12 protein-coding genes and 1 pseudogene are annotated in these 14,770 nt (G+C 37.8%); 9 read left to right on the top strand and 4 right to left on the bottom strand.

The genetic code is table 11. The features are described from left to right. Nucleotides 1-7: 7 nt before the first annotated feature. Together CP367_RS00200 and CP367_RS00195 are read left to right on the top strand one after the other, a co-directional pair. Nucleotides 8-1,096: an SLAP domain-containing protein gene (locus CP367_RS00200; RefSeq protein WP_013085731.1), complete on the top strand. Its 1,089-nt coding sequence runs from the start codon at nucleotides 8-10 to the stop codon at nucleotides 1,094-1,096. 88 nt (nucleotides 1,097-1,184) lie between these two features. After that, nucleotides 1,185-3,023 (top strand): monovalent cation:proton antiporter family protein, encoded by a 1,839-nt coding sequence (locus CP367_RS00195; RefSeq protein WP_065989875.1) that lies wholly within the window; start codon nucleotides 1,185-1,187, stop codon nucleotides 3,021-3,023. A gap of 44 nt (nucleotides 3,024-3,067) precedes the next feature. On the opposite strand, the gene pcp is transcribed toward CP367_RS00195, so the two are convergent. From pcp to CP367_RS00175, 4 genes are all read right to left on the bottom strand, one after another. Then, nucleotides 3,068-3,715, bottom strand: a complete 648-nt coding sequence (gene pcp, locus CP367_RS00190) for a pyroglutamyl-peptidase I (RefSeq protein ID WP_065989873.1) — start codon at nucleotides 3,713-3,715, stop codon at nucleotides 3,068-3,070. A gap of 33 nt (nucleotides 3,716-3,748) precedes the next feature. Further along, a complete protein-coding gene (locus tag CP367_RS00185) occupies nucleotides 3,749-4,714 on the bottom strand; it encodes a Gfo/Idh/MocA family protein (protein ID WP_013085734.1) in 966 nt (321 codons plus the stop codon). 7 nt (nucleotides 4,715-4,721) lie between these two features. Beyond that, the gene (locus CP367_RS00180) at nucleotides 4,722-5,528 is read right to left on the bottom strand and encodes a hypothetical protein (RefSeq protein ID WP_013085735.1); all 807 of its coding nucleotides are present in this window, start codon (nucleotides 5,526-5,528) and stop codon (nucleotides 4,722-4,724) included. Nucleotides 5,529-5,612: 84 nt separating this feature from the next. Continuing rightward, complete coding sequence (locus tag CP367_RS00175) at nucleotides 5,613-6,368, bottom strand: DUF6612 family protein (RefSeq protein WP_013085736.1); 756 nt, start codon at nucleotides 6,366-6,368, stop codon at nucleotides 5,613-5,615. Nucleotides 6,369-6,523: 155 nt separating this feature from the next. Between CP367_RS00175 and CP367_RS00170 the strand changes: the two genes are divergently transcribed. From CP367_RS00170 to CP367_RS00140, 7 genes and pseudogenes are all read left to right on the top strand, one after another. Then, nucleotides 6,524-7,216, top strand: a complete 693-nt coding sequence (locus tag CP367_RS00170; protein ID WP_005721679.1) for a 2,3-diphosphoglycerate-dependent phosphoglycerate mutase — start codon at nucleotides 6,524-6,526, stop codon at nucleotides 7,214-7,216. A 276-nt stretch (nucleotides 7,217-7,492) separates the two neighbouring features. Continuing rightward, nucleotides 7,493-8,053 (top strand): aldose 1-epimerase, encoded by a 561-nt coding sequence (locus CP367_RS00165; protein ID WP_023488455.1) that lies wholly within the window; start codon nucleotides 7,493-7,495, stop codon nucleotides 8,051-8,053. 105 nt (nucleotides 8,054-8,158) lie between these two features. Continuing rightward, nucleotides 8,159-9,259 (top strand): LCP family protein, encoded by a 1,101-nt coding sequence (locus CP367_RS00160; protein WP_089146225.1) that lies wholly within the window; start codon nucleotides 8,159-8,161, stop codon nucleotides 9,257-9,259. Continuing rightward, complete coding sequence (locus CP367_RS00155) at nucleotides 9,259-9,873, top strand: glycerol-3-phosphate acyltransferase (protein ID WP_089146226.1); 615 nt, start codon at nucleotides 9,259-9,261, stop codon at nucleotides 9,871-9,873. The genes CP367_RS00160 and CP367_RS00155 overlap by 1 nt, the downstream gene beginning before the upstream one ends. A gap of 37 nt (nucleotides 9,874-9,910) precedes the next feature. Beyond that, nucleotides 9,911-12,901 carry an LTA synthase family protein gene (locus CP367_RS00150; protein WP_089146227.1) on the top strand — a complete coding sequence of 997 codons (2,991 nt, stop codon included), beginning with the start codon at nucleotides 9,911-9,913 and terminating at the stop codon, nucleotides 12,899-12,901. Between the two features lie 296 nt (nucleotides 12,902-13,197). Next, complete coding sequence (gene tyrS / locus CP367_RS00145; protein ID WP_005724067.1) at nucleotides 13,198-14,460, top strand: tyrosine--tRNA ligase; 1,263 nt, start codon at nucleotides 13,198-13,200, stop codon at nucleotides 14,458-14,460. Nucleotides 14,461-14,631: 171 nt separating this feature from the next. Further along, a pseudogene (locus CP367_RS00140) lies at nucleotides 14,632-14,770 on the top strand (IS256 family transposase); the annotation flags it as partial.

The following is a 14,770-nucleotide window of genomic DNA, read 5'->3' as shown; positions in this document are numbered from 1 at the left end:
TTTCATTGTGAAAGTACGCAAATTTTTGATTGCCTTAATTGCATTTTTCGGCGTAATTGGTGTAATGTCAACTAACCAAGTCGACGCCGCTTCAATTAACAGTTTGGCTAAGAAGTACCAATATAGTGGGGTTACCTATTTATACAAAATGCTCAAACTAGAGGGGATAAAGTACAATGAATTCCCTGGTGTTGAGTATCAAAATGGCAAACCAGAAGGGATTGTAGTTCATGAAACTGATGATCCCGGTGCGACTGCTCACGATGAAGCAATTTACTTTAACCGTGAATGGAATAAGATTAATGCTTACGTAAATGCTTTTGTTGATAGCAAGCAAATTATCCAAATGTGTTCTCCTAACGTTGGTACTTGGGGTGCAGGGCAACAAGCTAATAACCGCTTTATTCAAATAGAACTATGTGAAGAAAGCAGTCGTGATGCCTTTGCTAAGTCAGTTAATAATGATGCAATTTATATTGCTAAGTTGTTGCACCGCTATGATCTAAAGCCAGATAATGCTTGCGATGATGGTGATGGTACAATTTGGTCGCACAAGGCAGTTAGCACCTTTTTAGGTGGGACTGATCACGTTGACCCTGATGGTTACTTTGCCAAATGGGGTTATGATATGGATCAATTTTATTCTTTAATAAAGTATTACTACGACTTACAAAAGAAGAATGAAAATACTAACAGTAAAGATCCAAACAAGATTAAGGACGAAGTATCAGCAGAAGTTCAAGGCGCAGTAACTTTAGGCCATGATGCTTATGTTTACGACAAGAACGGCAAGAAGACCAAGACCTTGAAGTTAGCTGGTAGTCCAGTAACTGTTTTAGGTTACAAGTTGATCAATAATAAGAAATACTACCAGATTGGTAAGAATCAATATGTAGTAGCTACTAATATTGACGCGACAGTTAGAACTGCAAAGAAGAATACTTACTTGCGGACACGCTTAGGCCGAATTCAAAAAGATAATTTGGTCAGAAAAGGCAGCCGAGTGATGACTTACGGTAGTAAGATCACCATTAACAATCAAAAGTATTATGCTTTGAATGCTACGCAATATGTATTAGCAAGCGATATTAGATAGAAAAAGATACGTCTTAAACCACAATTAATGGGAATTAAGGCGTATTTTTTGTATAATTCTTGTGTTGAATGTGAAAAGGGGAGAGTATATGGCGCAATTATCACTATTTTTAGTCGTCTTATTGGCGCTCGTGATTCCAATTTTTATGGCGCGTTTTAAAATTAGTACCGTGCCAACCGCAATTGCGGAAATTATTGTGGGAATTATTGTCGGTTCGAGCGGCTTTAACATTGTGGTTTCGACACATGATTTGACGTTTTTATCGAACCTCGGCGTAACTTTGCTGATGTTTTTATCAGGGATGGAAATTAACTTCGATCTCTTGCAACGGAAAAATAATCCGAAAGCTAAGTCACAAGCAGGAAAAACAGTTGATCCTTTGCCTACTGCTTTAACTGCTTTTGCCGGCATTGTGATTATGGCCTTTATTTTAGCTTATGTTTTGAAGCTAATTAGCTTATTTAGCAATATTGTTTTAGCAGCGATTATTTTTATGACTGTTGCTTTAGGGGTTGTTATTGCTACCTTGAAAGAAAAAGATATCCTTGGGCGGCCGATCGGACAGACGGTCTTACTGACTGCCGTGTTAGGTGAAGTAATTCCGCTGCTTTTGTTAACGATTTATGCTTCAGTTAATGGGGGCAACGCAGAGCAATTATGGCTGATTATCCTACTTTTTGTAGCGGCAATCTTTCTTTTGCGTCGTTTCAAGCAGCCATATCTTTGGTTTAGCAAAGTAACCAAGGCTACGACCCAATTGGATATTCGCTTGGCCTTCTTCTTAATTTTTGCTTTAGTTACAGTAGCCGAACGAGTTGGTGCCGAAAACATCTTAGGTGCATTCTTAGCCGGAATGGTTATGAAGTTGTTAGAGCCTAGTGAAGCTACTAAAGATAAGTTAACTTCCATTGGTTATGGTTTCTTTATTCCAATTTTCTTCATTATGACTGGAGTGGGCTTGAACTTAAAGTCATTATTTGCTCATCCATCATCATTGATGCTGTTGCCAGTTTTGGTTATCTTCTTGTTCTTGGCTAAAGCTCCAGTCGTCTTAATCTATATGCGTTACTTTGAGAAAAAGAATGCTTTTGCTGGTGGTTTTTTAACGGCAACGACGATTACGATTGTTTTGCCAACCTTGCAAGTTGCGCGTAAATTGCATGCAATTACTTCGACTCAATCTGACGTCTTTATCTTAGCAGCAGTAATTGTCTGCATTGTTAGTCCAATTGTCTTTAATTCTAACTTTGTTTTATCACCAGAAGATCGGATCAAAGAAACAGTTACTATCGTGGGTGCCAATGCCTTTACGGTACCAGTTGCTCATGATTTACATGATAATTGGTACTCAATCAAGATGTTTACTGATCAAAAGGACCAATACGAGACTTATGATAGCCGAGTTAAAGGCTTAACTTTGCTCAATAATTTGGATAATCAAAGTCTAGAACATAGCAGCGCCTTTGATTGTGATATTTTTGTCGCAGCAGGGCATCATGATCAAGAAAATGCACGCATGGCAGAATATGCCAAAGACTTAGGTGTTAAACGGGCAATTGCGCGGATGAATGAAGTAGACAGTGATACTTTATCGCACTGTCAAGAAGCAGGCGTGGAAGTATTTAACTTTACTAATGTGCGTTCAGCTTTAATGCGGGCCTTGATTGAATCACCAACGGTCTACAAGATTATGACTGATACCAATAACGTTTTGTACTCAGTAAAGGTGAAGAATACGCGTTATACTGGGCGACCACTTAGTGATTTGGAATTTGTTGACAAGATCACGGTTAGTCGAATTCGCCGTGGCAATGAATGGTTGATTCCGCATGGTTGGACTGTAATTGAACCAAATGATATTTTGATCTTTTCCGGGGCCTTTAAGGATGCGGATCAAGTAAAGAAATTATTGAGTCATCAAAATTAACCAAAAAAACTAGTTGCAAATTTTGCAGCTAGTTTTTTACTATCTTAATGATTTTGTCCTTCTACGGCTTTTATATCACTTTGACCATCACGCTCAACAATTGCGCCAATTGCTGCGGTTAGGCCTTTAACAATATCAGCTAGTGCCATCGAAGGCTGATTTGGCCTGGTGATAACCTGTTCTGGCAAAAATGGAATATGAATGAAGCCAGCTTTAAGCTTAGGAAATTCTTTTGTGCGCATGTACTGCACTTGGTAAAAAATATGGTTGCAGACATAGGTGCCAGCTGTGTTAGAAACTATTGCTGGTAAACCTGCCGCCCGAATTGCCTTGGCCATGGCCTTGATCGGCAGTTGTGTGAAGTAGGCGGTGTCCCCATCTGGTTGAATCGGTTCATCTAGTGGTTGATAGCCATCATTATCAGGGATGCGGCCATCGTTAATGTTGATGGCTACACGCTCAGGAGTTAGGGCGGACCGACCGCCAGCTTGACCAACATTGAGTACGTAGTCAGGTTGCTCTTTTACGATTGCTTGATGCACGACTTGGGCTGATTTATTAAAAACTGTAGGGATTTCTAATTTAATAATTTTTGCTCCCTTGATGGTATCAGGCAATTTTTTGACTGCCTCAATGGCAGGATTAATCTTATCGCTGCCAAAAGGATCAAAACCAGTTACTAGAATTTTCATTGTTTGTCTCCATTTAGAAAATTTTGAGAATAGTTAAATCATTGAATTTCTTGCTTTGGTCAAAATTTGCATTGTCTCTAAAGTATTCACGAAAGCTAAGTCAGCTTTTTGGGTATCATGTTGGTTGATCATTTGAGCAAAGGCATTAAACTCAGCCGCCATACGGTGAGGATATTTGTTTAAGCTGTAACGCTTAGGCTTTTCATTGCGCATCTCAACTGTGAAATTATCGAGCGTTCCCGTTGAACCGTCAAAGTAGATGCTGCCTTTTTCACCTTCAATAAAGGAACGTGGTGTTACGTAGCTATCTTTGGCCGCAGTGAGGGATGCTTGCTTATCAGGGTAAGAAAGATGAAGAATCCCAGAAGTATCAACGCCTTTTTGCATATTTGCATAATATTGAACTTGATCAGGCAAGCCAAACAACGCAGCTACTAAGTGAATATTGTAGATATTCAAGTCCATCAAGGCGCCACCATCTTTTTTAGGGTCAAAAACTGGGGCAATTTTACCAGTCAAGAAGGCATCATAACGGCTGGAATATTGCGTATAATTCAGATTAATGATGTGGATTGGGGCGATCTTAGCGATTTCTGCTTTAATCTGTTTGAAGTTCTCTAAATAAAGGTTAGTAATGGCTTCAGCAATGATTAAGTCTTTTTCGTCAGCGAGCTTTTTTAGTTCTTCAGCTTCGGCAGTGCTTTGGACAAAAGGTTTTTCACAGATGACATTTTTGCCATGTTCAAGCGCAGCTTTAGCAACTTCGTAATGAAGAAAGTTGGGTACAGCCACATAAACTGTGTCAACTCCAGGGTCGGCTAGCAATTCATCATTGTCGGTGTAAGTGCGGGCAATGTGATATTGCTGGGCTAAATCTTGCGCAATTTTTTCACTACGTTTAGTTGATGAAATGGCCGTAATCGTCATGTTTTTTATTTGGTCAGCGGTTGTTAAAAAATCGTGGACGATCATGCCGCTGCCGATAATTCCTAATTTCATTTTTGACCTACTTCTTTTTAGTATTAGTAGTTGGCAAATCTTTGGCGTTGGTTGCGGAAGTTGGGACTTTCAAGAAGTCGTGGCTGCCGAAGTTGCCGTAACTTTGACCAACCTTAACGTGCATTAATTTGCCTAGTTTTAAGTTAACAAAGACATTAAAGGTGGATAGTTTATCATCCTTAACAACAGCCTTTACATTCATTGATTGGTATTTGCCCAATTTTTGAATTTGCTTGAAAACCTTAGCTTGATTGGTGCTTTGTGCAGTAGTGTTAAAAATTGGTGCTGCCGCCTTTTTCATTAAAGCTTGATCAGTACTTTTAGCAGTTAAAGTGTAAGTATAAACACCATCTTTTTTGCTTTTCTTCATCTTATAAGCTGAAACTAACTGATCACTTGGGTTGGTAATCATGTGATTATTCATAATTGCATCAGTTAATTCAGCGTAATTGTGGCCAGTAAGTTTTTCAAGATCAGCCTTATACCAAGTGCTTTGCCCATTGATGTAAACATTATTGAGGTTAACCCATTCTTCATTGGAACTGGTTTTACCTTTATTGGTTGTTTGGTTAGTGATATGGTAAACCGTGTTTTTCCCACCAAAGGTAGTATTGGCTAAAGCTACTTGACTTGAAGTATCTGTTCCCAAGGTAACTGATTGAATAACTTGTCCAGATTGAAAGCCTTTCTTCATCTTTTGCACCACTTGAGTCTTGGTTAAAGCTGGCGCAGCTTTCTTTTCTTGTTTACTACAGCCCCCTAATAAAAAGAGGGCGGCGAAGGATAAGCCGATAATTGTTTTCTTTAATTTCATTTGCATTTCTCCTGTATGTTTCAATTAATTCTATTATAACTAAAAAATCTGCTTCTTATTGACGAAGCAGATTATTCTTTAATTTTATTTTGTATTAAGCTTGCCTAAATCAACGGCTGACTTCTTAACTGAAGCGGGTACAGTTAACTTTTTAACTTGGTTAATTTGATCAATTTGCATGGTGAAGTTCTTCTTTTGACCGTCGTCTTTGTAGGTCGAGTCAATATTAACCTTTTTGATATGATAGTTTTGATCAACGTTAATTTGGATATCATTTTTGATCGGCTTCACATTATCAAGATCAATCCCGATTAAAGCAGTGAAAGCCGAGTCAGAAATAATGGCATTCCAAATTTTCTTGTTGTTTCCTTTATAAATAAGCAGGTAATCTTTGCCGTTTTGCTTTACCTTAAAGGATTTAGCAGTAGGGATAAAAGGCATGAGCAAGCTGCCGTTTAAGCTATCGGTGATGGCGCCGTAAGCACTAGTTTTAGATAATTTAGTCTTGAACCAGTGTTGTGAGTTGGTACCCTTCATTTTGATGTAATTGTTTTTGCCTTCAATCCACATTTGATAGTGGTTAGAATTGCTAGAAACATTGGCATAAATGACAGTTGGCTTTTTAGTGTATTGTGCTTCAGCTTTTTGTTGCGTTTTTTGATTAGCTGATTCATTCCAAGAAGCGTGCATTGAATTAAAATTATCTTTTTCTGCCTTGGTTAAAATAGTTTTAGCAGTAGGTAAATTAGCTGTTTTGTTTGAATCTGTTTTAGAGCAAGCTGTTAAAAAGAGTAGTGCTAATAAAACGGTAATGATAATATTTTGGTGTTTAAATTTCATACATAACTTTCTTTCATTAAATTTTTTCTTCTAGTATAGCAAGAATAACGTTACAAAATTGAAAAAACACGATTTTTTTAGTCTTAACTCTATGAAAAAATTTGTGAAATGTGTAAAATATGGATGAAACATTGAATTTTAAAAGGAGATATTTCATGTCAAAATTAGTTTTAATCCGTCACGGTCAAAGTGAATGGAACCTTTCAAACCAATTTACTGGTTGGGTTGACGTTAACCTTTCAGAAAAAGGTGTTGAAGAAGCTAAGAAGGCTGGCCGTTTAATCAAGGAACACGGTCTTGAATTTGACCAAGCTTACACTTCATTATTAACTCGTGCTATCAAGACTTTGCACTTTGCACTTGAAGAAAGTGGCCAACTTTGGATTCCAGAAACTAAGACCTGGAGACTTAACGAACGTCACTACGGTGCTTTACAAGGCTTGAACAAGAAGGCTACTGCTGAAAAGTACGGCGATGAACAAGTTCACATTTGGCGTCGCTCATACGATGTTTTGCCACCAGCTATTGATGATGACAACGAATTCAGTCAAGCACATGACCGTCGTTACGCAAACTTGGACCCACACATCGTTCCTAAGGCTGAAAACTTACACGTATGTCTTGATCGTGTAATGCCATTCTGGGAAGACCACATTGCTCCAGATTTACTTGACGGCAAGAACGTAATTATCGCAGCTCACGGTAACTCACTTCGTGCTTTGACTAAGTACATCGAAAACATTTCTGATGAAGACATTATGAACTTGGAAATGAAGACCGGTGAACCAGTTGTTTACACATTCGACGAAAACTTGGATGTTGTTAACAAGGAAAAGTTGGACGACTAATTTATTAAGTAGTTATTCACACAAATAGAACTTCGGCGTAAGTCGGAGTTTTTTTATGCACCAAAAAAGGCATCACCGTTAAGGGATGCCTTCTTTGTATCAACTTGCTCCAAAAACTATAATTATTTCTTTGATTTCATAATTTTTTTGGAACAACTTCATTATATTATAAATAAAGAAAGATCGCCATTTTTTCTAAGAAAGTGGTGAAAATTGACAGTTGTATATGATAAGTGCTATTTTGAGTTACAGGAGTGTAGAAATTGGGAGAAAAATATGCAAACAATCGATAATTCTCTCTTTCAAGTCTCTGTCGATGAGAATGGGGCCCGGATGGCACATCTGGTGTCTTTAACAGATCAATTTAATTATCTCGGCGAGCAAGAAAGTGAAGAAGGTATGGCACTTGCTTTTCCAGTAATGGATCAAGCCGATAATTTGGCTAACAAGTTGCCTTGGACCGTTGTTGACAAAGGTGATACTCGCGTAAGTCTAACTTTAATTGATACGCCGGAGAGCTATAAGAGTTTTCCATATCATTTTGAAGTAATGACTACTTATGCTTTGGAGGGTAATCAAGTCAACATATCCTTTTATTTGAAAAATTCTTCAAATAAGGAACTGCCATTTTCTTTGGGCTTTATCTTACCAACTTCTTGGCAAAGTGAAAGCCAGGTCAATAAGATTAGTTTGACTGGCAAAGAACATGGCATTGATCTTACTTCAACTGATTTTAAGTTGAGTGCAAAAGAAGGAAGCGTTACAGCTTTTACGGATAAAATTGAATTAGAGGCAAAAAGTAGCCATAATTTTGCGTTAAGCTTGACTTTGAAGTAAAAATTAGTAACGATTTTAATAAGATATACTAAGCAAGTCAGCGATGATTTGCTTTTTTTGTTATAATACATTCAATGTGAATTTACATCATAATAGGTATATTTTATGAAAGATAGAAAACAAAGATCTAATCACTCGCATAATAGTCGGGTAGACACACACAGTTATAAAAATCGTCATATTTGGGTCTGGGTTATTAGTATCGTAGCCTTGCTTGCGGTTGCTGGAGCGGCGTACTTTGCCTCAGTTTATTTCCGTACTAAGTCAGCGGTTGATAAGACCTATGATCCTAAGACTGCAGTGAAAACTACAGGTGAATTTGATGGAAAGAAGAAGTTCGCTGTTTTACTGATGGGGACTGATACAGGTGCCCTTGATCGAACTGAAAAGCGCGGCCGGACTGATACCATGATTTTAGCTGTAGTTAACCCTGCTAAGAAGCGTTACACATTGGTCTCAACACCGCGTGATACGATGGCACAGATGGTTGGAAGCGAGAGCTTCAAGACAGAAAAGATTAACGCCGCTTATGAATTAGGCGGGGCTAAGATGTCAATGGATTCAGTTTCTAAGTTAATCAATGTGCCAATCAAGTATTATGCCGTGGTTAACATGGGTGGAATCATGAAGATGATTCGCTATGTTGGCGGAATTAATATTAGACCAACGCTTAGCTTTGAATATGGCGGTTATATTTTTAAAAAGGGCAAGCTGACCCATATGGGTGGTGCAGGTGCGCTAGCATATTCTAGAATGCGTTATGATGATCCGCGTGGAGATTATGGTCGTCAAGAACGACAGCGGCAGGTAATTACCACCTTGATCAAGAAGGCAGTTTCAATTAGTTCATTATCAAATCTGGATTCAATTTTGACTTCTGTGTCAAGCAATGTTCGGACTAACTTGCCATTTAGTGCGATGCAGCAGATTGCGATGAATTATCGTAGTTGTGCCAATTCGTCATCTAGTGATTATCTACATGGTTACAATGCAATGATCGACGATGCGGCTTATCAAGTACAGCCAACTAGTGAATTGCAACGGATTTCTAACCTGGTGCGCAAAGAATTAGGTTTACCTAAGGAAACGATTTCAAATAATGAAACTTTCCAAAACGAAAAGAATATTGCAAATGGCTTTAGCTTTAAGAGCGAAAAAACGCAGCACTATCATATCTATGATTACACCGAAGAAGGTGATAATTAATGGCGCGCATTTGGGCTACTCTGATTGGCTACATTTTTGGAAATTTCTTAACGGCGATGATCGTTGGCAAAATCTTTTTAAAAATAAATCCTACTGAATACGGTTCACATAATCCAGGAACGGCTAACATGGGTGCTGTTTTTGGTAAAAAATGGGGTATTTTAACCTGTTTAGGCGATTTGCTTAAAAGTTTAATTGCCTTGTTTATTGTATATTTTGCTTTTCCAGCTCATATTAATATTGCTTATACAGGGCTAGGCCTGATCTTAGGACATTGTTTTCCAATCTGGGATCATTTTCGAGGTGGCAAAGGAGTTGCGGTTGCAGCTCAGGTAGCAGTTTTTTATAATTGGAAAGTTGGCTTTGCTACTTTATTAGTGGCTTTGGTATTAACAGCAATTATGCAAAATTTGACGATTCCGCCTTTAGTGTTTATGCTTTTATTCAGTATAAATACATTCTTGCATAATCAAGAAGCAGGATTTGTTTTTATCGTGATTACTTTGATCATGTGCTTTAAGTTCTGGCATGATATCGTAGACTTTTTCACCGGTCATGGCAAAAAGGTGGATATTCTGCTTTCAATTAAAAAGAAGCTAGGGATCATTAAGTAATGACAGAAATTTTTAGTGAGGACACAGACTAGAGAAAATGAGTGAGATTAACAAGAAAAAATCACTAAATGCTCTTCAAATCATTTGTTTGATTGTTGCAGCATTTTTCATGCTAGTGCAGATGTATTCTTGGGGGAGCACTTTTGGTAGATTACCATTAAGTACCCTAATGAGATTTATTCCAGGACTACTTGGTCACAGTACGATGGTACTAGTACCAATGGTCTTTGGTGCTGTTTATAGCAAAAGAAAGGTTCATCCAACTGAAGCCTTTAAGTTTTGGATTATAGCGGTTGTTACACTAGTGCTTTTATACTTGGTGAACTTCTTTAAACGACCAGGTACCTTTAATATGTGGAAGCTCTGGGGAGTATTTTTCCCAGTTTTGACTAGTACATCAGTATTGTTGGCTGGCTTGATTTTTAGTATGCTAGTTCAACCATACTTGTATGAATTACAACATCGCATTACTACTAAGCAAAATGTATTATTGCTTAGCGCATTAACTTTGACTGGTTTTGCGACTAGTGCAGGTACAATGATCTTTAACAAGTCAATTTATGGCATTTATTTGATCTTGTACTTTGCTTGGGGGATGTTTTTAGCTAACGTTAAAATTCCTAAAAAGGTCTTTGGCTGGTCAATTGCAGCTGGAGTAATGTCTTTCTTCGTAATGTTTATCGGTGTTCCCGGATTTAATGGGGTTTACTGGTACCAACGATTATCTGGTCGAAGTGGCGTTTATTCCTGGAATCCTAAATTTTTAAGTAATATTGCTTCACCATTTTTGTTCTTAATGGTTTTAGCAGCTTTCTTAATCTTTAGAAAAGTGATCGTTAGCTACAGTGCTAAGCAGATGCACTTCTTTATTCCAGTAATTATTTTTATGGACGCTCCAATTATTGGTGGTTTTGTTAAATCGTTCCGCTTTACCAATAGCGCTGGATTTAACAAGTTCTTGATGATTGTCATCATGATGCTAGCTGCCTGGGGCTTAAGCTGGCTATATGAGCGCTATTTATTCAAGGTGAAGCCGGTTAAACGGACGGTTGCTTTTTTCAAGCAACATAATAACTTAGCAGAAATTGTTGAAGATGCTTGGACTAACTTCACTGCTTGGATAGTTGAAAATCGAGTACGACTACTTACATGGGGCTGGTTCTATGTATTAAGTTTTGCTTCATTTTTAATTGAATCAGATAATCTGCGGATCCAAATTACGACTGCAACTGATATCAATGCCGTAATTTTCTTGCTCGGGACTAGATTCTTCGCTATTATTTTGACAGCAATCTTCCTTGATGCAATGTTTGCAATTTTCTACTTCATTACTACGCGTTACTGGACTTCAACAGTTTTAGTAACTGTAATTACAATTGGTTGGGCTATTGCTAACAAGATTAAATTAGATCTTCGTGGGGAACCAATTTATCCAACTGAATTAGACGAAATTGTTAACTGGAAGACCTTGATGCCAATGGTCGGCCAACAAAAGATAATTATGATCGCTATTGCCTTAGTAATTATCATTGCATTGACTGTCTTTCTTGAAATTAAGTTTCCAATTAAGAAAAAGGGCTCATGGAAACGCCGTGGTATTTGGGCATTGTTGAGTTTGCTTTTGTTCATGACACCAGTGCGCTTTAACCACGATGGCGGAATTATTTATCACATTAACCGTGGCTTTGATAATAAGCAATCGTTTAGAAACCCTGAACGTGATATTCAAATTAACGGTCCATTATTGAACTTCTTGAATTACTTTGACCTGCAGATTATGAATAAGCCAACTAACTATTCAAAATCTACAATTCAACATTTGAATGAGAAGTACAGCAAGATCGCTAATGAAATTAACAAAACAAGAAAGAATACTTTAAAGGATCAAACTATTGTCTACAACTTGAGTGAAAGTTTTGTTGATCCATATACTTTCCCAACAATTAAGATTGATCCAAAAACTTCAAACCCAGTTAAGTTTATCCAATCAATGAAGAAACGTGCCACATACGGTAGCATGCTTAGTGCCGGTTACGGTGGTGGTACTGCAAACATGGAATGGGAAACTTTGACCGGATTCAACATGGGTATGTTCAAGTCAACCTTGACTCCATATGTACAAATCGTACCAAACTACGACTTCTACCCAACCATTGGTATGGACTTCAACTACAAGTCAGCTGTTCACCCATTCATTGGTACTTACTACTCAAGAGTAGAAGACTACAAGAGATTTAAGTTTAACAAGTTCGTTTACCTTGGTTCTAAATACAAGATCATTGATCAAAAGAAACTTGGTAAGAGTACTTACAACTCTGACTTCACTGCTTATGCTAACGGTTTGAGACAAATCAACAGCATGAAGGGTGGTCAATTTATTAACTTGATCTCAATTCAAAACCACATGCCTTACAACAACTGGTATCCAAACAATGAATACATGGGCAAGGTATCTGGTGAACTCTTCAACACTGCCGCTGTTCGTGAGCAAATGGCAACTTACATCAAGGGTACGCAATACACCGACCAAGCTGTTAAGAAGTTTATTGGTCAAATTGATAAGATCAAGAAGCCAATTACCATTGTCTTCTACGGTGACCACTACCCAAGTATCTTGTCACAAAACTACACTGGCAAATATCCTGTTCAAATGCACTCAACTCGTTACTTCATTTACTCAAACAAGTACGCAAGACAACACGGTGCTAAGAACAAGTTGACTCACAACACTAACTTCGTCAACACTAGTGACTTCACTGCTATGATGCTTGAACAAACTAACACTAAGGTAACTCCTTACCAAGCACTTTTGACTGAAGTTCACGAGAAGCTTCCTGCAATTACCATTAACTTTAATGGTGACAAAGGCTTCCAATTGGTTGACCAAAAGGGTCACTTTGTAGATCCTAAGAAGTTGACTTCAGAACAACAAGCTATATTGAACGATTACGAAATGGTTCAATATGATATGACCGCTGGTCAAGCTTATGGCCTAAAAGCTAAGGGCTTTTACAAGATCGGTGACTAGCTAGAAGAAAGCTTGAGAGAAATCTCAGGCTTTTTTGTGGCAAAAAGAGTTGACGAAAGATGGTCTTCACGTTAAGATATCCTTATCTAAGTAGCAAATCAGCTCAGCGTTCAGAGAACTAGCGGTGTGGTGTGAGCTAGGCAGGCTGATTTTGACGAAGTACTAATGGGGTAGTTTCCATAAAGACTATTAAGAGGCGCGATACGCGCAAACGTGGGTGGTACCACGGCTAATAATGTAATTTAGTCGTCCCTTGGTCTTTTGACCAGGGGACGTTTTTTATTGGAGGAAAAACTATGGCAAAATTTGATATTTTGGAAGATTTAAAATGGCGTGGTGCCATTAATCAAGAAACTGATGAGGAAGGTTTGAGAAAGTACTTAGCAGAACATGACGATTTGGCATTGTACTGTGGTACTGACCCAACTGGTGATTCCCTTCACATTGGACACCTTATTCCATTCATGATCTTGAAGAGATTCCAAATGGCGGGCTACCATCCAGTAATTTTAATTGGTGGTGGTACTGGTGCGATTGGTGACCCATCAGGCCGTAAGACTGAACGTACTTTACAAACTGCGGAACAAGTTAAGCACAATGAAGAAAGCTTAACTAATCAAATGAAGAAGTTATTTGGTACTGAAAATTTTGAAATTAGAAACAATGCTGAATGGCTAAGCAAGCTTAACTTGATCGACTTCTTGCGTGATTATGGCAAGTTCTTCCAAGTTAACAATATGATTAACAAGGATGTTGTAGCTAGCCGTCTTGAAAATGGTATTTCATTTACTGAATTTACTTATCAAATTTTGCAAGCAATTGACTTCTACCACTTGAATAAAGATGATGGTGTTCAACTTCAAATTGGTGGTAGTGATCAATGGGGCAACATTACTGCTGGTATTGATTTAATCCATAAGCTTGAAGGTGCAGATCGTCCAGCCTTTGGTTTAACTATTCCATTGATGCTTAAGGCTGATGGTACTAAGTTTGGTAAATCTGCTGGTGGTGCTGTTTGGCTTGATCCAGAAAAGACTAGTCCTTATGAATTTTACCAATTCTGGATTAATCAAGATGACCGTGATGTGGTTAAATACTTGAAGTACTTCACTTTCCTTAGCCGTGAAGAAATCGAAGATTTAGCTGAAAAGACTGAGAAAGAACCTTGGAAACGTGCTGCACAAAAGAAGCTAGCTGAAGAAGTTACCAAGTTTGTTCATGGCGAAGCAGGTCTTGAAGAAGCTAAAATGATTACTGATGCCTTGTTCTCGGGCAATATCAAGAACTTATCAGTTGCTCAAATTGAACAAGGTTTGAAGAATGCTCCAAGTGCGGAAGCTGGCAATGAAAAGAAGAATATTGTTGATTTCTTAGTTGACACTAAGATTGAACCTTCTAAACGTCAAGCTCGTGAAGATGTAAAGAATGGTGCCATTTATGTTAATGGCGATCGTGAGCAAAGTACTGATTTCGAAGTTGATCCATCAAGTGACTTTGATGGTAAGTACGTTATTATTCGTAAAGGAAAGAGAAAGTATACTTTAGTTACAATTAAATAATTAAATATATGATTTTAACATTTTATATATAAAAATAGAGGAGACTGTAAAATAGTTTGTGTAAGGATGAATGATTCCTTAAATTTATTTCTTTAAACATTAGAAAAAGGAGTTCCTTTCTCGTATGATTGGTTTGAACAAAAAAAAACATACAGAAAGAAGAACTCCTTCATGAATGATTTTACCAAAGATTTTGCTCAAGCTCTATTCAATCCAGACAAAATAAATGATTTATTGCGCAAAGAGCTACAACAGGCTGTTAATAACTTGTTAGAAGCTGAATTGACTGCCTTTCTGGGCTATGATCCCT

It is taken from the genome of Lactobacillus sp. UMNPBX16, assembly GCF_002553775.1.
Lineage (GTDB): Bacteria > Bacillota > Bacilli > Lactobacillales > Lactobacillaceae > Lactobacillus > Lactobacillus crispatus.
Note: the sequence above shows the minus strand (reverse complement) of the source record. Positions and strands in the feature narration are given on the sequence as shown.